20 protein-coding genes are annotated in these 24,348 nt (G+C 59.8%); 9 read left to right on the top strand and 11 right to left on the bottom strand.

Features of this window, described 5'->3' with window-relative positions; all coding sequences use genetic code 11:
• Positions 1–24: 24 nt before the first annotated feature.
• The 3 genes from IPM39_12505 to IPM39_12495 form a co-directional block, all read right to left on the bottom strand.
• Positions 25–2,016 (bottom strand): hypothetical protein, encoded by a 1,992-nt coding sequence (locus IPM39_12505; GenBank protein ID MBK8986875.1) that lies wholly within the window; start codon positions 2,014–2,016, stop codon positions 25–27.
• A gap of 182 nt (positions 2,017–2,198) precedes the next feature.
• A complete protein-coding gene (locus IPM39_12500; protein ID MBK8986874.1) occupies positions 2,199–2,654 on the bottom strand; it encodes a hypothetical protein in 456 nt (151 codons plus the stop codon).
• A gap of 39 nt (positions 2,655–2,693) precedes the next feature.
• Entirely contained in the window at positions 2,694–3,293 is a 600-nt protein-coding gene (locus tag IPM39_12495; protein ID MBK8986873.1) for a DUF4405 domain-containing protein, read from the bottom strand.
• A gap of 167 nt (positions 3,294–3,460) precedes the next feature.
• Between IPM39_12495 and IPM39_12490 the strand changes: the two genes are divergently transcribed.
• From IPM39_12490 to IPM39_12465, 6 genes are all read left to right on the top strand, one after another.
• Positions 3,461–4,147: a response regulator transcription factor gene (locus IPM39_12490; GenBank protein ID MBK8986872.1), complete on the top strand. Its 687-nt coding sequence runs from the start codon at positions 3,461–3,463 to the stop codon at positions 4,145–4,147.
• Positions 4,147–5,535 (top strand): HAMP domain-containing protein, encoded by a 1,389-nt coding sequence (locus tag IPM39_12485; protein ID MBK8986871.1) that lies wholly within the window; start codon positions 4,147–4,149, stop codon positions 5,533–5,535. The genes IPM39_12490 and IPM39_12485 overlap by 1 nt, the downstream gene beginning before the upstream one ends.
• Before the next feature lie 137 nt (positions 5,536–5,672).
• Positions 5,673–6,557 (top strand): DUF2202 domain-containing protein, encoded by an 885-nt coding sequence (locus tag IPM39_12480; protein MBK8986870.1) that lies wholly within the window; start codon positions 5,673–5,675, stop codon positions 6,555–6,557.
• 30 nt (positions 6,558–6,587) lie between these two features.
• A complete protein-coding gene (locus tag IPM39_12475) occupies positions 6,588–7,958 on the top strand; it encodes a cytochrome b N-terminal domain-containing protein (protein MBK8986869.1) in 1,371 nt (456 codons plus the stop codon).
• Positions 7,959–8,037: 79 nt separating this feature from the next.
• Positions 8,038–8,526 (top strand): Rieske (2Fe-2S) protein, encoded by a 489-nt coding sequence (locus IPM39_12470; protein MBK8986868.1) that lies wholly within the window; start codon positions 8,038–8,040, stop codon positions 8,524–8,526.
• The gene (locus IPM39_12465) at positions 8,523–10,049 is read left to right on the top strand and encodes a c-type cytochrome (GenBank protein MBK8986867.1); all 1,527 of its coding nucleotides are present in this window, start codon (positions 8,523–8,525) and stop codon (positions 10,047–10,049) included. Before IPM39_12470 ends, IPM39_12465 begins: the two co-directional genes overlap by 4 nt.
• Positions 10,050–10,093: 44 nt before the next feature.
• Here IPM39_12465 and IPM39_12460 read toward each other — a convergent pair whose 3' ends face one another.
• Entirely contained in the window at positions 10,094–10,615 is a 522-nt protein-coding gene (locus IPM39_12460; GenBank protein ID MBK8986866.1) for a helix-turn-helix transcriptional regulator, read from the bottom strand.
• A 118-nt stretch (positions 10,616–10,733) separates the two neighbouring features.
• On the opposite strand from IPM39_12460, the gene IPM39_12455 reads away from it, so the two are divergent.
• A complete protein-coding gene (locus IPM39_12455) occupies positions 10,734–12,293 on the top strand; it encodes an FGGY-family carbohydrate kinase (GenBank protein ID MBK8986865.1) in 1,560 nt (519 codons plus the stop codon).
• A gap of 20 nt (positions 12,294–12,313) precedes the next feature.
• On the opposite strand, the gene IPM39_12450 is transcribed toward IPM39_12455, so the two are convergent.
• The 7 genes from IPM39_12450 to IPM39_12420 form a co-directional block, all read right to left on the bottom strand.
• Complete coding sequence (locus IPM39_12450; protein MBK8986864.1) at positions 12,314–13,261, bottom strand: L-lactate dehydrogenase; 948 nt, start codon at positions 13,259–13,261, stop codon at positions 12,314–12,316.
• 24 nt (positions 13,262–13,285) lie between these two features.
• Positions 13,286–15,322: a glycosyltransferase family 39 protein gene (locus tag IPM39_12445; GenBank protein ID MBK8986863.1), complete on the bottom strand. Its 2,037-nt coding sequence runs from the start codon at positions 15,320–15,322 to the stop codon at positions 13,286–13,288.
• Positions 15,323–15,503: 181 nt separating this feature from the next.
• Positions 15,504–16,745, bottom strand: coding sequence for an MFS transporter (locus IPM39_12440; GenBank protein MBK8986862.1), 1,242 nt, complete (start codon positions 16,743–16,745; stop codon positions 15,504–15,506).
• A 214-nt stretch (positions 16,746–16,959) separates the two neighbouring features.
• Positions 16,960–17,211 carry a hypothetical protein gene (locus IPM39_12435; protein MBK8986861.1) on the bottom strand — a complete coding sequence of 84 codons (252 nt, stop codon included), beginning with the start codon at positions 17,209–17,211 and terminating at the stop codon, positions 16,960–16,962.
• 121 nt (positions 17,212–17,332) lie between these two features.
• The gene (locus IPM39_12430) at positions 17,333–18,979 is read right to left on the bottom strand and encodes a CapA family protein (GenBank protein MBK8986860.1); all 1,647 of its coding nucleotides are present in this window, start codon (positions 18,977–18,979) and stop codon (positions 17,333–17,335) included.
• Positions 18,980–19,285: 306 nt separating this feature from the next.
• The gene (locus IPM39_12425) at positions 19,286–22,021 is read right to left on the bottom strand and encodes a DUF3160 domain-containing protein (protein MBK8986859.1); all 2,736 of its coding nucleotides are present in this window, start codon (positions 22,019–22,021) and stop codon (positions 19,286–19,288) included.
• A 293-nt stretch (positions 22,022–22,314) separates the two neighbouring features.
• Complete coding sequence (locus IPM39_12420; GenBank protein MBK8986858.1) at positions 22,315–23,121, bottom strand: tryptophan-rich sensory protein; 807 nt, start codon at positions 23,119–23,121, stop codon at positions 22,315–22,317.
• 216 nt (positions 23,122–23,337) lie between these two features.
• Between IPM39_12420 and IPM39_12415 the strand changes: the two genes are divergently transcribed.
• Together IPM39_12415 and IPM39_12410 are read left to right on the top strand one after the other, a co-directional pair.
• Entirely contained in the window at positions 23,338–24,036 is a 699-nt protein-coding gene (locus IPM39_12415; protein ID MBK8986857.1) for a hypothetical protein, read from the top strand.
• Positions 23,978–24,304 (top strand): hypothetical protein, encoded by a 327-nt coding sequence (locus IPM39_12410; protein ID MBK8986856.1) that lies wholly within the window; start codon positions 23,978–23,980, stop codon positions 24,302–24,304. The genes IPM39_12415 and IPM39_12410 overlap by 59 nt, the downstream gene beginning before the upstream one ends.
• The last annotated feature ends 44 nt before the right edge of the window (positions 24,305–24,348 follow it).

Below are 24,348 nucleotides of genomic sequence, written 5' to 3'. Positions count from 1 at the left end.
TGCCAATGGGTGTGTTTCAAATGCCTACGGCGAATTGGCGATGGTGAAACTGCTGTTTAACTCGGCCACCAGTTTGTCGCTGCCGTCAAAGGCCCACACGGTCCAGGTATAGCTGCCCGGTTTTAAGGCGGGCGTTACGGCCAACGAAGTCTCGGTTGTTGTCTCATCCAGGACGACGACGGGCGGGTAAGCGACAGCGTCCACCACGACGACCTGATAGCGGACTGCGCCGGGATAACTTTGCCATTGCAGCACCGGTTCCGGGCTGACGGCCGCGCCGTCCGCCGGGGCGACCGGTTCCAGGGCGCCCTTGACAAAGAAAGTGCTGTTGAGTTGGGCGAGAACGGCCGTTACCCCATACTGCGCCTCAAGCGCATCCTGCGCCCAGACTGTCCAACTGTAATGGCCGGGAGCCAGCGGCTGTTCCACCGCCAGCAGGGGTTCGGTCACAGTCTGATCAAGGACGACTTGCGGCGGGAAGGCCGCATCATCCAACACGACGATGTGGTAGCTGACCGCGCCGGGGAATTCCTGCCACTGCAAGACGGGCTGGCTGTCCACCGATGCCTCGTTTTCCGGCCAGATGGGTTGCAGGATAGGAACGGCCGCTGTCCCTGCCACCGAAAGCGAGTTAATCACTGCGTCCAGCGCCGCCAAATCCGGCGTAAAAGCGGATGTCGGCTGCTCATCAAGCAAAGCCAATGTCTGCGCCAGATAGCCTTGCCAATCTTCCATGAGCGCTGTCCATTGCGCCTCGCTTAACTGCGGTGAGTCGGGCAGTTCGGGCAAGGTGACGGGGAAGTAGGCGGCGACATAGGTCGCGTCATCATTCGTTAATCCCTGGAAGGTGTAGAACAAATCCTGGTTGCTGATCGGAACCGGCCCCTGGCTCAACTGCGTCAGGTAGCGGATGCCCTGCCCGTCGGCAAAGGAAAGATATTCGGTCTGGGCGCGCAGCGTTTGCACGGCGTTGCTGGGCGGCAGCATGGTCAGCCCCACCTGTTCGGCACCCTCGTTTGCTGGGAAGACCTCAAAGGTAGAGGTATCTGGCTGGTCGGCCAGAAGCTGCTGCAAAGCGGCTACGATGGGCTGCACTTCGGCATTCAATCCGGCCGTAGGATAGATGTGAATCTGGCCTTCGGGCGGCAGGTACTGACCCAACGGCATGTGTTCCTGCGGTCCAGCGGCGGGGGCGAAGGTGAAAACAATGTGTTCGGCTGGCGCCCACATCATGCCCGGCCCCGGTTCGGCCGGCCGCGCCGGGACCAACTCCGGCCACACGCTGTCACCGGTTGCCTGGTCAAAGGTAAACGTCGCGCCGAGGAAGTTGACATCTTGACGGCCGTTTTCAGCCAAAACAATCGTGCCGTCCAGTTGATTTCCCCACAGGCCATGCGCCCCCACCTGGAACAAAGCTGACGGCGCCGAACCTGTCAGTTGGTTGAAGGAGAGGTCTATTTCGTACAAAGCCGGGAGTTGGCCCAGACTAAAGGGGATGCTGCCGCTGAGTTGGTTGTCGCGCAGCCTGATGGTAGTCAGCGCCGTGCAGTTTGCCAGCGATTCAGGAATGGCCCCGCTGAGACGGTTGTGCGAGAGATGGAGGGTATGCAGCGCGGGCAAGTCGCCCAGAGCGGCGGGTAGTTGGCCCTGCAGGTTGTTGTAGTCAAGGCCCAGGGTATCCACATGGCCGTCGGTGCAGGCGACGCCATACCAGCTGCAAGGGGTGTTTGTTGCCAGCCAGCCGGTCCGGTCTGCCCAGTTCGGGCCGTTTGTGGCCTGGTAAAAGGCTGCCAACGCCTGGCATTCGGCGGCGGGAATTTCGCTGACGGCCGTGCAGTCGAAGGCATTGTCTGTAACGGGGGTGGGGAGGGCTGGCATAACGGCCGTCTCCGCACCCGCGGCCACGACCTCACCCGCAGCCGGTCCTACTTCCGTTTGGGTTGGCCCACTGCTACAGCCAGCAAAAAGCAGGTTGATGAGCAATACCATGATTAGTTCTACAGGTATCCGAGACATCTTTACCTCCCAGGCAAGAGACCATCATTCGCCTGATTTTAAGTTAAGTTTGGGTATAGTTTAGGGCGGAAGGGGAACGGCCGTCCTCTAACCAAAGTTAGGTTGTGAGTTATGTTTGGGAGAGGGGAGGGGTGAGGGGTTAAGTGATTCTTCTGGTGTAAATGGACAGAACTCCTGACGTCTTATTCAGCGCCGTGCCCGCCCCAGAGCGAACGGCCGTTTTCATCCCGCAGCCGCACCTCCGCCCCGGTCGTCTCATGGCGCAGGGCGACAATCTCAAAGCCGTCGGCCGTGCGGTAGCCGGTCAGGCGGATGGCGTCGCCGACGGCGGCGCTGAACCCCTGGCTTTGGGCGTATTCCCAGGCGGCGCGGCGGGCGCGCGCCTGAGTCCCATCGGCCAGTTCCAGCCATAGGCCATTGGCGCGAATGTTGGTGACAGTGGCCACGGCCGTTTGCCAATTCTCTGCCGCCACAACGTCATTCTCCTCATGGTCAGCAGCCTCAACCGAGGAACCGACCTGCTGGCCGAGCGGCTCATTGGCGTCACCCAACTTATCCAACGTCCGGTTCACCCCGCCCACAATCAGCAGCAGCGTCACCAGACCAAACAGTGTGCCGAGAAAAAGTTTTTTGAACATATTTATTACCTGTGGCCGTTGTCGGTTGTCCGTTATCCGTTATCCGTTGTCCGCTATCCGCTGCCCGTTCAACACCTTCCCCGTCACCTTCACAATCCAGCCCCAGTGGATGTAGATGTGCCACAGCGCGGCCAGGATGATGCTGATACCGCCCCAGGTGTGCAGCACGTCCCACACGGATCGGCTGAAGAGGAAGCCGGGGTCCCAGGCGAGATTTTGGCCCGCCTGGTAGCCCCCTTCGGGCAGGAAGAAGAAGTAGAGGCCGGAAACGGCCGTTACCAAAAAACTCAACGCAATCCAGCCATTAATCCATACATTGCGTCGCGCCCCGGCGGAAAAACGGCCGTTCTGCCACAGGCGGCGCGTCATCGTCTTCACCCAGCCCCAGTGCATAAGCAGGTGAATGACAACGGCCGTTACCATCAGCAAGCCGCCCCAGGTATGTATATCTTCCCAGGTGTGGCGCGTGAACAGAATGACGATCCCATACCAGGGATTACGCCCACCTTCAAACCCCCCAGAGGTAAAGACCAGGAAGTACACCCCCGACAACATAGACAGCAGCGCGCCGAGGAAAACGGCCGTGTCAATCAACCAGTTATTGCGCGTTCTTGGTGAAATAGATTGCTTCATACTCATCTTGCCATACTCCTAACAATGCTGTTACCATAGCACCGCATCATGAAGAAGTTATGAAGCCCCATCTTCACAAAATCTTCATAGTCCATTGGTATAAAAGCAGTTGGGAGTTGGGAGTTGATAGCCTCCTAACTCCCAACTAACAACTATCAACTACCAACTACCTCATGTCTAAAACCATCCTCGTCGTAGATGACGAACCCCGTTTAGTCAGCCTGGTGCGCGGCTATTTAGAACAAGAAGGCTACCAGGTGGTGACGGCCGGAAACGGCCGTGACGCCCTATTTGTTGCCCGCGACAGCCAGCCCGACCTCATCGTCCTGGACCTGATGATGCCAGAGTTGGATGGCTGGGAATTCATGCGCCTGCACCGCCAGGAGCGCAACACTCCGATCATCATGCTCACCGCCCGCATCGAAGACGTGGACAAAGTGGCCGGTCTAGAGATGGGCGCCGACGATTACATCACCAAACCATTCAGTCCGCGTGAACTGGTGGCCCGCGTCCGCGCCGTTTTGCGCCGCCTGGAACCAGCCGCCGAAAAAAGCGACCTGCTGCGCCTCGGTCCGCTGGAACTGGACCGCACCGCCCACACCCTCAAGAAAGATGGGGCATTGGTAGAGCTGACGCGCATGGAATTCGATCTACTCGACACCCTCATGAGCAGCCCTGGCCGCGCCTTCAGCCGCCTGGAACTGCTAGAACGCACCCAGGGCTACGCCTACGACGGCTACGAACGCACCGTAGATGTGCACGTCAAAAACCTGCGTAAGAAAATCGAAGACGACAGCGCCAATCCCACCTACATCCACACCGTCTTCGGCGTTGGTTACCGCTTCAACCCCGGCCTCTGATGCGCGCAATCTGGCACACCCTCTGGTTTCGCCTGACGGCCGTTTTCCTCTTCATCGCCATCATTGGCGTGGCCGTCGTCGCCGTGCTGGCCAATCAGGCCACAACCACCGGCTTCCGCGCCTTCCTCACCGAATCAGAGTGGGCCGATTTACGCGCCGACCTGGCCAATCTCTACGAACGGCAGGGAGATTGGGCCGGCGCGGAACTGCTGCTCTCAGCCGGGCGGCCGGGGCAGGGCGGCGCCGGTTTGCTGCTGCTGGACGAGACGGGGACGATTGTGGCCGCCGCCGGGGGGCGGGCCAATCGGCCAACCGGCCCCGCCGACGCCGATGAAGCGCTGCCGGTGCTGGTCAACGGCCGTTCCGTCGCCACCCTCCTCGTCAAATTCCCCAGCAGCGGCGGAGCGGGCAGCTTTGCCGCCGCCGCCTTTCTCGATCAGGTCAACCGCGCCCTATGGCTGGGCGGCGGGCTGTCCGTCCTCCTCGCCCTCTTCCTCGGCGCGCTGCTGGCGTGGCGGCTGACACGCCCCGTCAGCCAACTCACCCAGGCCACCCGGCAGATGGCCGCCGGCGACCTGAACCAGCAAGTGCCACCCGCGTCCGGCGAATTAGGCGAACTGGCCGCCAGCTTCAACCAGATGGCCGGGGCGCTCGCCCTGGCCGAACAACAGCGGCAGCAGCTTTTGGCCGATGTCGCCCACGAATTACGCACCCCCCTCAGCATCATGCGCGGCCATATCGAGGCGATGCTCGATGGCGTCTTCCCCCTCACGCCGGACAATCTGGCTGTCGTCCACGAGGAGACGCTGCTGCTCGGCCGACTGGTGGAAGATTTACGCACCCTCTCGCTGGTGGAAAGCGGCCAGCTTCCGCTGAATTTGCGCCGAATCAATCTATCTCAGGTGGTGCGGCAAACGGTCGTTGCCTTCGAGCCGCTCGCCGAAGCCGAAGGGGTGCAGCTAGTTCTGGACACCCCGCCCAACTTCCCCCTCGTCCTGGCCGACCCCGACCGTTTGCAGCAGGTGATGGGCAACCTGGTGGCTAACGCCCTGCGCCACATCGGCCAATCGCCGCGCCAGCCGCGCACCCTGCGCCTGGAACTGCGCCACCAGGCCGACCAGGTGCAGGTGCGGGTGGCCGACAATGGCCCAGGGCTGTCGCCGGAAGCGCAGGCGCATGTGTTCGACCGCTTCTGGCGGGCGGAAAGCTCGCGCAGCCGCGACCAGGGCGGCTCCGGCCTGGGGCTGACTATTTGTCGCGGCATTGTGCTGGCTCATCACGGCCAAATCTGGGCCGAAGAGACTCCCGGCGGCGGCGCGACCTTCGTTTTTACCCTCCCCGTTCACACCCCTCCAGACCTGACAGGTTTTTCCCCGGCCCAACTCTAAGCGCATGAAGCCCAAAACCTGTCAGGTCTTTGTTATTCACATCCCGAACACAACCTCTTCATAACTTCTTCGCATCTGCCCCGTATCATCCCCTTTACAGAGACGCGAAAACCGCGCCTCAAAAGGAGCATGATAGGATGAAACACAACACAATCGTTTTCCTCTTTGGCTTGATTTTGCTTTTGGCGTTGGCGGGCTGCGGCGCGGCGGCGGCCGATTTGCCGGCCGTAGATAGCGCGACGCTAACGGCCGTGAACCCCACCACCACCGCTCAAGAAGGAGCGGCCGTTCTCCCCAGACCCACTCCTGTGATTGTGGCAGAAGGGGGGGATGGAGAAACGGCCGTTGCCGCCATCCAACCCGTCACCGTCACCAACCAACTCAGCGACGCCGAAATCGCCGCGCTGCACTTCATGCGCGAAGAAGAAAAACTGGCCCACGACATCTACCTGGTCCTCCACGACATGTGGGGGCTGCCCATCCTGCAAAACATCGCCGCCAGCGAACTCAACCACGTCGAGAGCGTGCTGCGGGTGTTGGCCCAATACGGCCTGCCGGACCCGGCGGTCGGCAACCCGGCCGGTGTCTTCAACGACCCCACCCTGCAAAATCTATATCACCAGATGGTCGCCCAGGGAGGCCAATCCTTGCTCGAGGCGCTGAACGTCGGCGCGACCATCGAGGAAGTGGACATTTTGGACCTGCAAGCGCGGCTGGCGCAAACGACCAACCCCGACATCTTGCGGGTTTATCAATCGCTGCTGGCTGGTTCAGCCAACCACCTGCGTTCCTTCGCCCGCCTGATCGAGCAGCAAACCGGCGCCGCCTATGAGCCGCAATATCTGACAGACGCCGTTTACGCGGAGATTCTGGCGCTGGCCGGGGAAAACGGCCGTAATGGGCAAGGCGCGGGCGGTCAGGGCCAGGGTCAAGGCGCGGGCAGCCAGGGTCAGGGTCAAGGTAATCCCGGACAAGGGCAGGGCAATCGCGGCGCAGGCAGTGGGCGCGGTGGGCAACCCTGATGCCAAAAATCGTACACCAGGAGCAGGCAAATGTCTGAAAGAACCCCAACCAACCAACCCCGGCGCAGCCGGCTGCTGTACACCAGCGCCGCCCCCGACGACCGCAGCCGAATGCGCGCCGTCGCCAACAACCTCATTCTCCATTTGCATCCCACCAAAGTGCCCGCCCCGGCCCTGAAGTGGAGCTACACCTGGGGGCTGGGCGGCATCTCCGCCACCCTCGCCGTCGTCCTCATCGTCACCGGCGTCTTGCTGATGTTCCGCTACGACGCCAGCGCAGCGACAGCTTATACCAGTATTCAACTGATTGAGACCCAGGTCCTGTTCGGCTCACTCATTCGCGCCCTGCACCATTGGTCGGCCAACTTGTTGGTGATTACGGCCTTCCTCCATTTGCTGCGCGTTTTTTACACGGCCGGTTTCAAAGACGGCCGTTCCACCAACTGGATCATCGGCATCATCCTTTTCCTGATCGTGCTGACCTTCAACTTCACCGGCTACCTGCTGCCCTGGGACCAACTGGCCTATTGGGCCATCACCGTCGGGACCAGCCTGCTCAGCTACATCCCGCTCGTCGGCCAGGCGATCAGCGATTTTTTGCTGGCCGGGCCGGTGGTGGGGCAAGGGGCGCTGCGTAACTTCTACGCCCTGCATGTGGCCGTGCTGCCCACCCTGCTCATCCTGATGATGTCTTACCATTTTTGGAAGGTGCGTAAGGATGGCGGGATTTCCCAGCCGAAGGAGGAAGAGATGGAGGAAAACGGCCGTCGTCGCCCCATCGAACGCCTCACCACCATCCCCCACCTGGTCCAGGTGGAATTCGCCGCCGCCAGCGTCCTCATTGCCGGGCTGCTGCTCTTCGCCATCTTCGTGCCCGCCCCGCTGGAAGAGTTGGCCAATCCCAGCCACCCGCCCAACCCGGCCAAAGCGGCCTGGTATTTCATGGGGCTGCAAGAGTTACTGCTGCACATGCACCCATTGGCCGCTATGCTCCTGACCGGGCTTGTCCTCCTCGCGCTCATCTTCCTGCCCCGGCTGGATAGGGACGCGGCGGACATCGGCCATTATTTTCGTTCGGCCGTTGGCCGACGGGCCGCCGCCCTGGGCGCTTTGCTCAGCCTGGGCCTCATCCCCATGCTGGTGGTGGTGGATGAATGGTATCTCGATTTGCCCGCGCTGCTCCCCGGCTGGCCAACCCTCCTCTCCAATGGGCTGCTGCCGCTGCTGTTCAGCCTGTTCGGGTTGTTCTTGATTTATGCCCTGTTCCGTTGGGGCGGCCGTTTGCGCCACAGCGAGGTATTGGTCGGTCTGTTCAGCTTTATCTTTGTCAGTCTCATCATCCTCACCCTCATCGGCGTCTTCTTTCGCGGCGCGAACATGGCGTTGGTCTGGCCGTTTTGAGCGAGAGCTAGAGCTAGAGTGTAACTGGCATTCCCTCTAGCTCTACACTCTACACTCTACACTCCCGCAAGGATTAACCATGACAACAAACACACAACCAGCGCCGTTGACGCGGCGCAACTTTTTGAAATTAGGGCTGGGCGCATTGAGCAGCCTGGCGGTGCTAGAAATGGGCGCGGCCAGCCTGTTCTTCATGCAGCCGCGCCGCCTGGAAGGGGAGTTCGGCGGGGTGGTGAATGCTGGACTGGTGGAGAGCTTCCCAGTTGGCTCGGTGACGGAGTTTCCCGACGGCCGTTTCTACCTCGTCCGCGCCGCCGATGGCTTCCTGGCCCTCTCCAACCGCTGCACCCACCTGGGCTGCGCTGTCCATTGGCAGGCCAACAACCAACACTTTTTCTGCCCCTGCCATGCCTCCAGCTTCGACCAGCAAGGCGACGTGCAAAATCCGCCCGCCCCCCGCGCCCTCGACACCTTTCCCATCGAAATCAGCGACGGGCAGGTCTTTGTCAATACCCTTCGCGCCGAAAAGCGCGACCGCTACACACCAGAACAGGTGACCCAGGCATGAACCGAAATACCATCGTCACATTGCTCGCTATGTTGCTGATTGTCGTGGCGTTGCCCGTCTACGGCTGGCTAGAACCGCAGCGCATGGAAGCGGCGCAGGAGACGCTGCGCCAGACCTCCATCGCCGACGCGGCGGTGATGTACGTGGAAAATTGCGCCATCTGTCACGGGGCGAAGGGGCAAGGCATTGGGGCCATGCCCGGCCTGGACAACGACGGTCTGCGCGACATTCCCTACGATACGCTGTACAAAACCATCTCGCGTGGCCTGTATGGCACAGTCATGCCGGCCTGGCATGTGGACGAAGGCGGCATCTACACCGACTACCAGATTGAAGAGCTGATCGCCCTCATCCGCTATGGGGACTGGCCCGAAGTGGGGGAATTGGCTGCCGCCCAGGGACTCATCCCGCCGAGCCTGCCCGTGCCGGAGGTGGATGAGACGCTGCTGGCGCGGGTGGTGGCATTGGGCGAGGCGGGCAGCGAATGGGCGGCCGGGATGCAGCTTTATGCCAACAACTGCACCATCTGTCACGGCGTTAATGGCGAGGGGAGCGCGTTGGCCGTGCCCCTGAACACGCCGGAGATTCAGGCCAGTGATGGCGCCACGCTTGCCCGCATCATCAACGAAGGTGTGCCCGGCACGCTGATGATGGGCTGGAACAGCATCCTCAGCCCGGATGAAGTGGCCGATCTGGTGGCCTTCCTACAAAACTGGGCGACCCTCAGCGCCGAGGGGGTGGCCCTGACACCGCCGGAGCCGGTGTGGATAGATTTGCAGAACCCGGAAGAGGTGTTGGCCTACGGGGAGCGGTTGTTCGCCACCACTTGCGCCGCCTGCCATGGGGAAAATGGCAGCGGCGGCACGGGACCGGCGCTGAACAGCCAGCAAATTTTGACCCGGCAGACGGATGAGCAAATCTTGCAGACCATCATCAATGGCGGCCACCGGCCCAATTCGGCCATGCCTGCCTTTGGCGACCGGCTGACGCTGGTGGAGATGGAGGCGTTGGTGGATTATATCCGCGCCTGGGAGCCGACGGCGCCGCTGGTGGAGAATCCGCGCGGCACGGGGCAGGGGGGCGGCCCGCCCTGGCTGCGTACCGATGGCGCGACGACGCAAGGGCAGGGGCAAGGGAACGGGCAAGGGCAGGGGCAAGGCCAGGGACAGGGGAGGCAAGGGAACGGGCAGGGCGGCCCGGCCGGACAAAGCGGGCAGACGCCGAACACAGAGGGGACAACGGCCGTTTCCCCCACCCCCGCTGAACAGTATCAAGGCACAGTGGTGGCGGTGGCCGGGAATTTGTTGACCTTTCAGACGGTAGACGGCCGTTTGCTAGACGCTATGCTCGGCCCGCCCTGGTTCTGGGAAGCCAACGGCATCCTCTTGAACGCCGGAGACGCCATCAGCCTGGAAGGGTTCCAGGGCGAAGGGCACATGGAGCTAAATTGGCTGCATAACGAGACGACAGGTGAACGCCTGAACCTGCGCACGCCAACCGGCCAACCGGTGTGGAATCAGTGACGCGATTTTCATCGCCTTACTTCTGTTACTGGGTGTGTTTCATTTCAGTTACGCCTTGTGGGAGAGGCATTGTTGTACCCGTGAACGGCTGATGGGTAAGAAGGGGCAGCAGAGTGTACGGCCGTTGCCGGGAGGCGAAAGGTGACGGGTCCTGGGGCGGCTACTCTCCGCGCCGAATCATGTCCAGGGTATACATCAGGACCCAATTTGGGCCGATGGGCGTACGAATTGGGGTGCACGGTTTCGAGCCGATGGAACAGTTCGTCCAGGTCGGCGCGCATTTCTTCGGGCGTTAAGAGGGGGTAGTCGCCCAGCAAGATGGGTTCGGGCAGGGCAACGGCCGTCGGCGTTGGTGCAGCGGCGGCAGTAGGCACGGCAATCGTGGGGAGGGGCACAGACGTGAGATATTTGACGTAGCTCATGCCAACGGCCGTTTTGAACTGCGAACTTAAATGTGCCGGGCTGAGGTTGACAACTTCGGCCACCTCCTGCAAAGAAATATCTGCCCGCCGGTAATTTTCGTGAATACGCTGGCTCACCCGATAAAACACGCTGACATTCATCATCCCTTCAAATGGCAAACCTCACCAATCTAAACAAGCAAAGTATGATGCGTTTTCAAGAATCGAGTAGAATGGGCAGCAAGGCAAACGCCTTCACAAACTATCACCTTCCGGCCAAACTATGAATCGTGACATTATTTTGACCATTGACAACGGAACCCAAAGCGTGCGCGCTTTGTTGTTTGATTTGCAAGGTAACCTACTGCACAAGGCGCAAATCTTTTTTGAGCCTTACGTCTCACCGCAGCCAGGCTGGGCAGAACAAGACCCGGATGTCTTCTGGCAGGCCATTGGCGACGCTTGCCAGCAGCTTTGGCGCACCGGCAGCATCGCCAAAGAACGCATCGCCGGCGTGGGGCTGACCACGCAGCGGGCGACGGTGGTGAATGTGGGGGCAGACGGCCGTCCTCTGCGTCCGGCCATTCTCTGGTTAGATCAACGCCGCACCGAAGGTCTGAAACCCGTGGGTGGGCTGTGGGGGCTGGGTTTTGCCCTGGCGGGCATGAAAGAAACGGCCGCTTACCTGCAATCGGAAGTGGAAGCCAACTGGCTGGAAAGACACCAGCCGGACATCTGGGCCAATACCCACAAATACCTCTACCTCTCCGGCTACCTTACCTACAAACTCACCGGCCGTTTTGCCGATTCCATTGGCTGTCAGGTGGGCTACATGCCCTTCGATTACAAAGCGCAAAACTGGTCCAAATCGTGGGATTGGAAGTGGCAGGTGATCAACGTGCCGCGCAGTTGGCTGCCGGAACTGGTTCCCCCCACCGGGCAGTTGGGCGAGATCACGCCGGAAGCCAGCGCCTTCACCGGCATTCCCGCCGGGCTGCCGCTCATCGCCGCCGCCGCCGACAAAGCGTGCGAAGTGATTGGCTCTGGGGCGCTGGCCCCCCACATTGGCGCGCTCAGCTTTGGCACGACGGCCACCATCAACACCACGCACCAAAAATATGTCGAAGTCATCCCCCTGCTGCCGCCTTACCCATCGGCCGTGCCCAAAGCGTATAACCTGGAGGTGCAGGTCTTTCGCGGCTTTTGGATGGTGACATGGTTCCGGCAGGAATTTGGCCTGCGCGAGGAACAGTTGGCCCAAGACAGGGGGCAGGCGGTCGAAGAGTTGTTCGACCGCCTGGTCGCCGACGTGCCGCCTGGCTCTATGGGCCTGACGCTGCAACCCTATTGGTCGCCCGGTTTGCGCGTGCCCGGGCCAGAGGCCAAAGGGGCGATTATCGGCTGGGGCGACGTGCATACACGGGGGCATTTTTACCGGGCGATTTTGGAAGGCATTGCCTACGCGCTGCGCGAGGGCAAAGAGCGCACGGAAAAGCGCAGTCAAATCGCCATTACTGACCTGCGGGTGGCCGGCGGCGGATCACAAAGTAACGCCGCCATGCAAATTACCGCCGACGTGTTTGGCCTACCGGCGTCACGGCCGCATGTTTATGAGGCGTCGGGGTTGGGGGCGGCGATTGACGTGGCGGTGGGGTTAGGGCTGCATGGGGGGTTTGATACGGCCGTTTCCGCCATGACCCGCCTCGGCCAGACCTTTGAACCCGACATGTCCCACCACCGTCTGTACAACGACCTGTACCACGGCGTTTACCAACACATGTACCAAAAACTCAAACCCCTCTACGAAACCATCCGCGATATTACCGGCTACCCGGTTCGCTGAACCCCAACCACTGAACACCCTCAAACCGCCGCTTCCAATTGATCAATGGCCTGGCGAATGGTGGCCGCGCTGGCGTGCAGCGCCGCCTGTTCCTCCGAGCTGAGCGGCAAGATAAAGGTATCTTCCACGCCCTCGCCGCCGACGATGTGCGGCAGAGCCACCGTCACATTCTTTACCCCGGCGATGTCGGGCAGGGGCGTACACACCGTCATGATCGCCCGACGGTTGCCTAGAATGTTGCTGACGATGCGCGCCAACGCGCTGCCCACGCCATAATAGGTAGCCCCCTTGCCCTCGATAATCTGATAAGCAGCGCGGCGCACCGAATCATCAATGTGCTGGCGCGTTTCCTCGTCCAATGGACAGCCATGAGAACGGCAAAAATCGTCCAGCGGGATATTGCCAATGTTCACCAACGACCAGACCAGAACCTCGGTATCACCATGTTCGCCGATGACATAGGCGTGAACGTGGGTTGAATCTATGTGCAGCTGCTGGCCCAACAGCGCCCGGAAGCGGGCTGTGTCCAGCGTTGTGCCAGAGCCGATAATCCGGTGCGGAGGAATGCCAAACTCAGCCGCGTACTGCGCCGATAGGTGGGTCATCACATCCACCGGGTTGGTGGCGACAATGAGAATGGCATCCGGGGCGTGGCTGAAAATTTGCGGGATGACTTCACGGAACACGGCCGCATTGCGTGATAACAGTTCCAGGCGGGTTTCGCCCGGCCTTTGCCCTACCCCGGCCGACATAATCACCACCCGGCAGCCGTGTAAATCGGCGTAATTGCCGGCGCGAATGGTTAGAGGATGGGCAAAGGGGACGGCGTGCAGAATGTCGGCCGCCTCGGCAATGGCCCGTTTCTCAAATTTGTCTACCAGGACGATTTCGCGCCCCACGCCGCGCATTACCAGGGCATATGCGGCCGTCGCGCCGACCATGCCGCTGCCAACAATACCGATTTTCATGATTTTTCTCCTTATGGCCGATTGTCAGGGATTTACCACCTGCACGGCCGTTAGTGGAACAACATTATTTTCAAAGGGTCCGCTGGCCGATTGCACAGCCATCCGTTCGCCGGTGAACCAATCATACAGGCCCACTTGCAAAGTGTAGGAACCAATGGGTAAGTCGGTCGGTAGGTCGAGTGTGTACTCATCGGCGATGATTTCGCCGGGCCGCCAGCGGGGTGTGAGATAGGCGTTGTCGCACGGCCGTGTATCGCGCTGCGCCCATACCGGCGAACCGGTCGCCGGGTTTGTCTCGCCAATGAGGTGAATGAAGACCGTATAATTGATGGGCGTCGGCGCAGCCAGATACCACCAGAGGCGGAGATGCAGCGGTTGGCCGGGGGCAGTGGTTGGCTCTAAATCATACCCTTGCAGCATTATCTGGTCGGCAAAGTTGGCCTGGAAAGGAAATTGCGGCTGTGTCTGGGCGCGCTGTCCGGGCGGTATGGCGTAATCGAAGGCATACAGAGAGCCATCGTATGGGTTGTGGTACTGCCAGACCTGCCGGCCCTGGGGAAAGATGGCTTGAAGCCGCGCCAGAGAACGGCCGTCTTCGCTGACGATAAGTTGGTGAGTGGTCTGCGTAGTCTCGGCCGGAAACACGAGGCAGGTACGGCCGTTATACGTGCGCAATCGTTTGTCTCGCCCATCCATCGCAAACGTGAGGGTGTACCAGTCGCCGGGAATCGGCGTGAGGTAGATAGGTTCCTCATCAGGCAGCTTGCCGGCATATTCGCCGATGGCGCGCAAACCCACGTCAAAGGCGGCAAACAGCCAGGGCGAGGTTCCCCATTGATGGAAATAGTCGTTGTAGGCCCGGCTGCCAGAATAAAACACGGCCGCGGCCAGACCCGCCAGCACGATGCCCTGACCGAGACGGCGGTTAGGGACGCGCTGCAAAATTTCGCGGCCCACCAACCATGCGCCCAAAGCCATCGTCAGGGCCAGGGGCAAAGTGGCGATCAGCGAACGGCCGTGATGCGGTGGATATTCAGTCAGGATGGTGGGCAAAAAAGAAAGCGCCGTCCACACCAGCAAAAACCAGTACGGGTTGTCTTTCAGCCGCCGCAGGCAGGCAGCCAGCCCGATCACATAAAAAGCGAACTGCAACCAATCCATCATCGGCCGGCCGGGCAGATTTTGGCGCCAGTTGGTATCGCTGCGCCAGGCGAAACCGCGCAAAACGGCCGTTATGCCCTGCCACAATGATACCCAGGGCGATTCGCCGCCGATGGTCGCCGCCGTCGTCTGCTGTGGCCGCATAAGAAGCCACTCAGGATGGCGCAAGAAATACAGGCCCAGCGGCAGAAAGGTCAGGGCGGCGGCCAACAGGGCCACGCCCAATTGCGGCAGCCGCTGACGCAGCAGCGGACGGGCAAACAGCAGGTGATACAACACAACCAGGAAAGCCATCACGGGAATGGTGCGGCCAGCCTGGTAGGTATACAAACTGGCTGCCGTAAAAAAGCCTGCCAGAATCGCATCGCGCATGGCCCCGGTGCGCACCGTGCGCCAGATAAACAGCATGGCCGGGACGGCCATCATCGGGGCCATCGAAGGTTCCATGCCAATGCGGTTGTAATGAATGGACCAGTACCAGATCGCCAAAAACAGGCTGGCCAGCAGACCGATTTGCCCGGCGGCTTTACGGCCGTAACCGCGAAACAACTCCACCGCCAAAAAATAAAGGCTGACCACCGTGACAACCCCGGAGGCCGCCGAAACCAAACGACCGCCAATCGGCGTAGGCCCAACCAGGTAAAAATAGAGCGCGGTCAGGTAAATGTGCAGCGGCTCTTCGCCATTATTTTCCGGCATAAAAATAGGCAGCATCTCGCCCCGAGAGATGCGCAAAGAGTACAGGCTGTTGAACGCTTCGTCGTAATGAAGGCCAGGAGGTGTGGTATCTAGCTGCCAGAAGCGGAAAAAAGCGGCCAGGGCAGCAATGAGTAAAAGGGCGACGATCTCGCCGCGCCGTTCAGTCCAGAAACTATTTTTATCGGTGTGAGTTGTCGTCATAAGTGAAATAATGTGATTGCCAGCAGCCGTAAGCCGAAGTCCGTATTCCGAAGTCCGTATTCCGTAGGCCGTAGGCCGTAGGCCGTAGGCCGTAGGCCGTAGGCCGTAGGCATTTGCCAGAGGTGGCGCCCTACGGAATAGGGGATACGGATTACCGAATACGGCTGCTAATCTTGCAAAACTAATCGGTTGGCGCGGCGGCGGCGGTCGGTTTACGCCGGCCGGCGCCGGTGCGGCGCACCAAAACCAGCGCCGGGAAGATAACCACCAGAGACAAGGCCGCGCCCAGCCAATAAGGGCTGTTGGGGTTGAGGGCAAAAATGGTACCGGCAACGGCCGTACTCACAATGGTCGAAAGGCTGACGGTAGATTGGTACACGCCCAACACCCCACCGCGCAGTTCATCGGCCACGGTGATTGTCGCCAGCGATTGCAGCGGCGGCATCATGAGGCCCACACCCATGGCAAACAACAGGGCCGCCGCCCCACCCAACAGCGGCGTAGACAAAGCGGCAAAAATCAATAAACCCAGTGTCCGCGAGGCGAGGCCAATAATCAGCACCCAGGCTTCATCATACTTTTTGAGGGCGCGCGGCAGCAAAAAAACCTGCGTCAGAAACTGCCCCATCCCGACTATCGTGAGCAAGACGCCAATGCCCAGGTTCACCATTCTTTCGTTGTAGCCGGCAAACAGCACCGCCTCGCCAAACAAAGCAAAGGTAGATTGCAGCAGGCCCATGCCAAATTGGCCCACAAAGGCGATGAGCAAAATCAGCAGCAGGGAGCTGTTGCGCATAATGGCAGCAAAGCCTACGCTTTGTTTGTTGAAATGGCGATTGGCCTCCCGCTGTTCGGGCGAAAGGGTTTCGTCCAGAGTGAACCAGGTGAGCAAGACGACGATGGCCGCGGCGATGGCCGCAAAGATATAAGGGATACGCGGGCCAAAGAGCGCCGACAAAATGCCGCCCAAAGCGGGGCCAAAGATGAAACCGAGGCCAAACACGGCAAAAATATAACCCAGCGATTGGGTTCGCTTTTCGCGGGGGGTGATGTCGGTGATGTAGGCCTGGGCGACGATGATATTGCCACCGGTGATGCCATCCAGGATGCGGGCGACGAACAAAAAAGCGACGGAAGGGGCCAGGGCGAGCATGAGAAAGCTAACGGCCGTGCCCACCTGGCTAATTATCAAAACGGGTAAACGGCCAACCTTGTCCGACAAGCGCCCCAAATAAGGTCCGGCGATAAACTGCGCCGCAAAAAAAGAAGTCGCCAGCAGGGTAATGGTCTGGGGCGACATGCCAAATGCCCGCTGCGCATACAACGGCAAAATAGGCATGATCATCGCTGCGCCGAGCATTTGCACAAACACAATTAGCAAGACGGTGAGCAAGCGCCGATCAATGGTTTTCAGCTTTCTCAACAAGGTAAGCCTCTCAGGTGATGAACGTAGGCCCCATTTTAGCTTGTGCCAGGATAATAACCACACAGCTTTCATCTGACTGTTAGACGACCGTACCAATCGCAGCCACCCTGGCAGGCAGAGATCAAAAAACGGCCGTTCCCGCGCCACCAATCAGGCAGCAGAAAAGGAAACGGCCGTTTTGTCTATCCGGTCAAATTGGCGGGACTATTGTCTAATAATCGTCGTCATCGTCCTCAAGGTCGTCTTCAAAATCGGCCAAATCTTCATCGTCAAATCCATAGTCCGCCAAATCATCGAACTCATCCTCATCCACCCAGCTCAATTTCAGCGGTCTCAACTGAATAACCTCCAACTCCGCTTCGCACTCTTCGCAAACAAGAAAAGAGCCAAGCTCAGGACTTACTTCAAAGCGAATCATCGTCTGGCAAGCCGGACATCTGGCAGATAACGTCGTCATCATCATCTTTTTCACCTCACAAGTTTGCCGCACCGACCCAGCCTATACTGCGCTATTGTGGTACGAAAATCTTATTCATGGCGCGTATTATGCCAAATTTCCTTGCGGACGCACGCAATTCATCGGGCTAATTCCGGACGCTGGCAGTTTGGGTAACAGTGATCAACGGCCGTCCCCCCTCCCCGGCCACCAACGCCAAATCTGCATATCTCCCCGGTTCGCTGCGCCACTGCAAGCTAAAGGTCCAACCCTGCCACTGCCACACGGCAACGGCCGTTCCATCCGGCCCATCCACCAACACCACCAGCTCTTCAATGCCGTCGCCGTCCACATCGCCCAACGCCAGTTGGCGGATGGGGTCCACCACCGGCCGGCCGCCCCACAGCAGGTCATACACGCCGCCGCGATAGCCGACGATGTAGGGCTGGCTGCGCTGGTAGCCCGCGCCATCCGCCCGCCAGATAGCCAGCATAATCTCGTAACGGCCGTCATCATTCGGGTCGCCCAGAGCCACATCCACCACCCGCCAATCGGCCGGGCTGCGCCAGACGGCCGTGCCAGCCTGATAAACGACCACCTGCTCCCCTTCGCGGCGCACTATTTCCGGCCGGCCATCACCCGTCAGATCAATCTGCCCGCTGAAGAACTGGCCCGATTGCCCCGTTGCTGGCGCATCCGTTGGCTGGCAATCCACCTCGCGGCAAACAAAACCAATGCGCGGCGGCGGCGGCAAAATACGCGCCAGAAGCGGCGCGGCCTCGTCCAGCGTTAACAAACGCGGCCGTAATCCGGCCCGGATGGGCAGCGCCTGCACCGCCCGCAGCCCATCGGCGTCGAAAAAGGCGTGCAAGGCCAACCCATGCCGCGTTTCCCCCATCTCCTGGTCAAACACAAAATTGCCCAGGCTGTAGGCCACCACCCCAGCGCCAACCACCGCCACCGGCTGCGCCACATGCGGATGATGGCCGACAATCAGATCAGCCCCCGCGTCCAGCAGCGCCTGGGCGATTTGCTCTTGCGTGGGCGACGGCCGTATCTCATATTCCAGCCCCCAATGGATGGAGACGATCACCGCGTCGGCCTCGGTTTTGGCGGCGGCGATGGCGTCTTGCCACAGGGGAAGGCAGGCTGACAAGGAGAAGGGGAGACAAGGAGAGGCGAAGTCGGGGTCGGGGATGGTGTTGAGGGCGAGGAAGGCTAAGTGGATATTATTGGCTATGCGAAAGTTTGCGGCGCTGTTGGTATTTTGGGGGTGGCCGATGGGGACGATGCCGGCCTGGCGCAGGCGCGCGGCGGTTGTTTGCAGCCCTTCGCCACCCCCATCCAGGCTGTGATTGTTCGCCAGCCCCAGCAAATCGAACCCGGCGCCGCGCAGTTGGAAAACGGCCGTCGGCGGCATAAGCAGCGTCATCCGTGAGCCGTATTCCGTGTTCCGTTGTCCACTCGCTGTCAGCGGTTCACTGTGAATTGTTATCACCCCTTCCAGATTGCCCAGCGTCACGTCGGCAGCCGACAGCCAGGCGGCCACGTCGCCCAACGGGTCGGGCTGGTCGGCGACGCCGCGCCCCAGCAGCACATCACCCACGGCGATGAGGCTGGCAAGGGATTCGTCGGCGGAAATAGGACGGCCGTCGCGTAGATAGAGCCAGGGATAGGGTGAAAGGTCTGGAGCAACGGCCGGCTGGCCAGACCACAGAACCAGCAGGGTGAACAGGAGAAAGAGGAGGAGGAGGAGGAGGAGGGAGACGGCCGTTAACGGGCGTGGACTCTTCATTCTGACGAACCAATTGCCAACGATAGAGATTCAGATAATGATTTTGGAGCGCAGGCGTCTCGCCTGCCAGTGCGGGCAAGATGCCCGCGCTCCGTTTCGATCTACTGATTTTGTGTAAGGGCAGGCCTTGTGCCCGCCCGGCTGCCAGAGGGCGACCACAAAGGTCGCCCCTGCATCTGGTTTCAACCCCCTAAAATCCTGAAGAGCCATTTTGCCTTAAATGACCCATGCCAAAAAACAACACAAACAATCGTTACCAGGTACGACACACGGCCGAAAGTATGTCGCACCTGGTTGAATCCGGTTTTACGGTGTCTGCCAGTTCGGCGGTTGGTTGGCGTAGACCAGATTGGTCACCTGCCAGACGCCATCCACGCGCTGCAAGGTGTAGGTGGCGTCCAGCGTGTATGGGCCGCGGTGGCCCAGCACCGGGTCGTCATAGTCGGGGTAGCCGTTGGGCGCTTCGTAGAGCGTGTCGCCCCAGGTTTCGCGTACAGTCACAACGGCTGTATCCGGCCCCTGCAAGTCAAACGAACGGTAGCTGGCGCTGATCCACTGCCGCCCCACATACTGCCCGGCGGCAATCAGAGCATCCAATTCGGCCTGGAAAGCGGGCAAGGGCGCGGGCAGCCAGGGTCTTCCCTCCATATACTCGGCCGGCTCCCAGAAAAGCCAGGGCAGATTGGTCTGGAAGGCGTAAATGGCTTGCTGGGCAAAAGCGAATTCGGTTTCGGCGGAGAAGAAGGTGGTGATCCACGACGGCCGTGCCACCCCCTCCCCCGCATCCAACATCTCGCGCCACTTTTCATCCGTCAGGCGGTCGGCGGCCGGCCAGGGGAATTCGTAGTAGGAGAACACGCCGCCCTTGGCCACTTGTAGGGTGATGGTTCCATCCTCGGCCACAAACGGCACGACGGCATACAACTCATCCACCCGCCCCACGCCCACTTCCAACACCGTCGGGTCAGGCACACCGTCGCGCACGTAATCAGGCGCAGTGGCCACGTCGGCGATGACGGCCGCTTGCGGTTCTTCATCCATGTAGGGCTGGGCGAAGGGGTCATCTTCCGGCACATCGGCCGAGGCCATCACCAGATGCTCCAATTCGCCGCCAACGTAGCGGATCAGGTAGGCTTCGTCTTGGCTCAGCGGTTCGCCGCGCAGCTCTTTTTCGGCCATCATCTGGAAGGCGTCGGCCAGACGGATGAGGCGGTTCAGGCTGTCGGCGTCCTTCTCCGTCAGCAGGCCCCGTTCATCCATGCCGTCCAGGGTCATGGTCGCCAGAGCGGAGAGGCGGGCGTAGAAAGCAGGGACCGGTTCCACATAACCCACGGCTTCCTTTGGCGAGGGGGGATTCAAGCCGCCGCCGCCCAATTCGGCGTAGGCTTGTTTAGCGTAAAGGATGGTATCGTGCTTCAGTTCGGCCCAACTGCCCAGACTGGTGGAAAGCTGCTTGTCCAGCCAGGCGTCGGAGAGCATGAATTGGGGGTAGCCGGTGGTGGGTGCGTCCAGAAGCGGCTGCAAGGTAAAAAGCCAGCCGTTGTAGAGCGTTTCGGTCCATTCATCGGCCGTCAGGCTGCCGGTCCAGGCGCGCATCTTGTCCATCTGCGCCGGGTAGCCGACATAGTTGGTCTCGCCCAACGATTCGAGGATGGTATAGGCGCGGTCGGAGCCCATGGCGGCCATCACGTCCAGGCCGTTGGGCAGTTGGCGCGGCTCGTCGGTCGTGCCGACATTGCGCCAGATGAGTTCGCGGAAGATGTAGGCGTCGGGCACGAAGCGCTGCCCCATGAAGCGGAAGCCTTTGGTCACTTCCTCCACGTCGTCCGTTTCGCTGATGACCAGGCCCAAAATGCGCGGCGGCGGCAGCAGATTGGCCGCTTCGATGAAGGCGGTCAGGCGGTTCTCGTCGCTCAGGGTGGTCAGATTGGGATTGTCGCCGTAAACGGCCGTCATCACATCTATGTACTGGAACGCCGTCAGATCGTCGCTGCGCCCCACCAGGAAGGCGGTGGGATCATACACATCGCGCCACACGTCCAGGGCAGGACGGCCGTTCACCGTCGCGTTTTGCAGGGCGTTTACCAGCAGCAGGGCGGAGCGGGTTTCAGCGCGGCCCACGGCCAGGTCGTTGGATTTGAGGCGGAAGGTCATACGGCCGTACCACATCATGCTTTTAAAGTAGGCCATCAGCTCTTCGCTGAGGGTGTAATGGCCGCGCGGGATGTATTGGGTGTAATCTTCGCCGAACTCCAGGCCAGGGAAAAGCGGCGAGGGCAAAATGCCACCAGCGTCTTCGATGAGGGCGATTTCGGCCTCGGCCAGCTCTTGGGCGTAGACGGGAATTTGCACCGTTGGCTCCAGCAGCTTGCTGGCAGCGCCGACGAAGGCGACGGAACGCAGCGCCGCGTCTTCCCATTCGCTCCCTTTGAGTTCCTGGTATTGGGCGTCAGTTTCCGCCAGGATAGCGGCGTTCAGGTCGCGCAGCAGGGGCGCAAAAAACTCTCGTTCGGCGGTGCGCAGCACTTTGTCGAAAATAAGGTGATAGCTGTGCAGCAGCGAATCGCTGGTAACAAAGATGGGCACGTTGGCGTAGCGCGCCTGTTCATACACGCTAAAAAACTCTTTTTCCACACCAGGGCTGACAACCACGCCGCTTTGCGCCAGCCGCGCCAGTTGGTCAGGCGAAAGGGCAAAGGGGACCAGGACGTTGCTCAGGTCAGGGGCAATGAGGTCGTGGAAGATGGCCGGGGCGGCGGTAACGGCCGTTTCCTTAAACTGAGCAAAGCGGGGCATATCACTGGCAGCCACTTCGGGGACGGGCACGGCCGTTGGCGGTGGCTCATCGGTGGGCGGCACGGCCGTGTCTGTGGCCGCCGGGATGACGATGGTGGGCGTCACCGGTGGCGGTGTAGGGGCAATCTCAGAAACGGCCGTTGGGGATTCAGGCACGGCCGTGGGCGCGGCTTCTTTGCCGCCGCACGCAACCAGGACCAGCAGGAGAACAAGTAAGCCAATACGCAGCAATGATTTAGGGTGCATCACATACCTCCTTAACAGGCTTGCAGATGGGCAAAAGGTGGGTTCGGCTCCGACCACCCATCATTCCAATCATCATCGCCCATTATAACAGAAAGACCTGACAGATTGCGGCAACCTGTCAGGTCTGGAGCCTATTCAACAGCCTGTCGGAGAACTCAGGATAGGTACACGGATTGAACGGATTCGACGGATTTTTACGGATAACTCACCAGAAAACCGGTGTAAATCCGTGTCATCCGTGTATCCATCCCTTTCTACTTTTCCGACAGCCTGCCAGGAGTGCTGCGGAACAATCAGGCGGCGCGGGGTTGGGGAACGGCCGTCACCTGCATCCGTCTCGTCCGCCAATAGCCCAGCAAAGCCAAAACCACAACCAGAGCGGCAGAGAGTACGGCCGTATTCGCCACCACCGCCACATCCGGGTAAGCCGCCCGAATGCCAAACAGCGCCCACACCAGCACCCCGGCATAGGCCAGATTACGGCGGTTAATCAACAGTACCCCGGCAACCACCACCGCTACCGCCATCATGATGGCCGACCAGATCGGTTGGGCAATGCCAAAGCCGTTCCAACCAAAGTAATTGGCGACGCTGGCAACGTTGGCGATGGTCGCCACGGTAATCCAACCCAGGTAGAGGCTGAAGGGCGCCTGGTAAAACAGCTTGTCGGCTGTGGTCAGCGCTGAACTGCGGCGGCCAATGTCCAGCCGCAAATAAATGGCGATGAGCGTCACCAGCAGAGCGACCATGAATGCCACCGACAGCAGGTAGACGCCATAATGCCAGGCAAACAACCAGCCGATGTTAAACACGGTACTCAGGACAAACAGCCCACCGATTTTTGCCAGAAACGGCCGTGTCCGCTGCGCCGGCAGCGCCTGATACACACCAAAACCCAACAGCGCCGAATAAATCAGCCCCCAGATGGCGAAGGTATAACCGGCCGGGGTGAAATACGAGGGCAGCGCGTCGGAGATGGATTCGACGGAACGGCCGTTTAACGGCAGGGCACTGGATAAGATATTCATCACAATCACCGCCACAACGGCGATGATGTTGGCTATTTGCAAAGATTTTGCATTGATTTGTTTTGTATTCATGCCTTTATCTTAACAAAACCTGTGCATTTTGTCAATAGCCTGTCGAACATTCCAATTGGAAGCCGTGTTCCGTGTTCAGCCGCCATTACCTCTGGAAAACGCATACTGAAAACTGGGCATGGTTCAAGTTAGCTTGACAAAATGATAAAAGAAAACCACGAGTTTCCAGTGCATAATTGGTTTTACTAGAGCCGCTTATGCAAAAGGAGGAAACCCGTGGCTGAAAGCCGAGATGATATAGTGCCCGCAGAAAGAGCGCAAATTGTGATAGAGATGATGTCGCCGAACCGACCTTGGGGAAGAGTAAAGCAATTGGCTGAAACGTATCAACTGTCGCGACAGACACTGTATGACATGACCACCACAGGCAGAGATGCCTTGATTCGCGCCATGATCCCTGGACAGCATGGCCCGCAACCCCAGCAGAGAGATGTAGTAGTGACGAAGAATCGTCTGCAACGGAGTGTGCTGACTTTGAGTGAACAGGGAGTCAGCCAACGTGGCGTGAAAACCTGTTTGTCCGAAATGTTGGATACAAGCGTCTCGTTGGGCTGGATCAATAGCGAGTTGGCTGACCTGGAAGATGTCGCTCAACAGGTGAACCAGCGGCTTGAACCAGCGAGCAACGAGACGTTGGCTGGTGATGAGATATTCGCCAATGGGTTGCCCAATCTGTTGGTGGTGGGGAATGATTCGCTCTACATCTATGCCTTGACCCGTCAGGACGAACGAGATGGCGACACTTGGGGCTGTGCTTGCTGGACGTACCCGAAACCAGGCAGTTTGCTTCCGATGCCGGCACCATCAATTGGATTGGGACCACTTGCTGCGTCCCATGTGGGGTCAAGCAACCCGCTTGGAAGAGCAAGCCTACGCCGCCCTGATCAAAGTGGCAGAACGAGAAGCGCTCTTTGACAAATCGCAAACAAGCAAGCGCCTGCAGCAGCATCTTGCTAAATGGGAGGCATTGGTGGCTGAGGCCGACAAGAAAATAAAGAAGCTGGATGCTTTTGCCCAAATTGCCCGTAAAGTGGATGCCTACTTCGCGCTCATCGATCTGGAAACAGGTCAATTGGTCGATGCTGAAAAGGGTATGGCTCACTTGCAAGTCTTGGGTGAACAAATGACCACCTTCTCGGGTCGCATTTACAAGAAACTGGGTAACTATCCAGGTGTGAGTTGAGGCATAAGAACATTATCGTCAAACAGAGACCCTAATGCTTCCCA

This window comes from Candidatus Leptovillus gracilis (assembly GCA_016716065.1).
GTDB lineage: Bacteria > Chloroflexota > Anaerolineae > Promineifilales > Promineifilaceae > Leptovillus > Leptovillus gracilis.
Note: the sequence above shows the minus strand (reverse complement) of the source record. Positions and strands in the feature narration are given on the sequence as shown.

Coding starts and splice junctions, on each gene's coding strand:
- IPM39_12505 (MBK8986875.1), bottom strand. CDS start 2,016: ATGTCTCGGATACCTGTAGAACTAATCATGGTATTGCTCATCAACCTG.
- IPM39_12420 (MBK8986858.1), bottom strand. CDS start 23,121: ATGAATACAAAACAAATCAATGCAAAATCTTTGCAAATAGCCAACATC.
- IPM39_12495 (MBK8986873.1), bottom strand. CDS start 3,293: ATGAGTATGAAGCAATCTATTTCACCAAGAACGCGCAATAACTGGTTG.
- IPM39_12445 (MBK8986863.1), bottom strand. CDS start 15,322: ATGACGACAACTCACACCGATAAAAATAGTTTCTGGACTGAACGGCGC.
- IPM39_12460 (MBK8986866.1), bottom strand. CDS start 10,615: ATGATGAATGTCAGCGTGTTTTATCGGGTGAGCCAGCGTATTCACGAA.
- IPM39_12435 (MBK8986861.1), bottom strand. CDS start 17,211: ATGATGATGACGACGTTATCTGCCAGATGTCCGGCTTGCCAGACGATG.
- IPM39_12430 (MBK8986860.1), bottom strand. CDS start 18,979: ATGAAGAGTCCACGCCCGTTAACGGCCGTCTCCCTCCTCCTCCTCCTC.
- IPM39_12465 (MBK8986867.1), top strand. CDS start 8,523: ATGAACCGAAATACCATCGTCACATTGCTCGCTATGTTGCTGATTGTC.
- IPM39_12485 (MBK8986871.1), top strand. CDS start 4,147: ATGCGCGCAATCTGGCACACCCTCTGGTTTCGCCTGACGGCCGTTTTC.
- IPM39_12425 (MBK8986859.1), bottom strand. CDS start 22,021: ATGCACCCTAAATCATTGCTGCGTATTGGCTTACTTGTTCTCCTGCTG.
- IPM39_12490 (MBK8986872.1), top strand. CDS start 3,461: ATGTCTAAAACCATCCTCGTCGTAGATGACGAACCCCGTTTAGTCAGC.
- IPM39_12455 (MBK8986865.1), top strand. CDS start 10,734: ATGAATCGTGACATTATTTTGACCATTGACAACGGAACCCAAAGCGTG.
- IPM39_12450 (MBK8986864.1), bottom strand. CDS start 13,261: ATGAAAATCGGTATTGTTGGCAGCGGCATGGTCGGCGCGACGGCCGCA.
- IPM39_12475 (MBK8986869.1), top strand. CDS start 6,588: ATGTCTGAAAGAACCCCAACCAACCAACCCCGGCGCAGCCGGCTGCTG.
- IPM39_12470 (MBK8986868.1), top strand. CDS start 8,038: ATGACAACAAACACACAACCAGCGCCGTTGACGCGGCGCAACTTTTTG.
- IPM39_12500 (MBK8986874.1), bottom strand. CDS start 2,654: ATGTTCAAAAAACTTTTTCTCGGCACACTGTTTGGTCTGGTGACGCTG.
- IPM39_12480 (MBK8986870.1), top strand. CDS start 5,673: ATGAAACACAACACAATCGTTTTCCTCTTTGGCTTGATTTTGCTTTTG.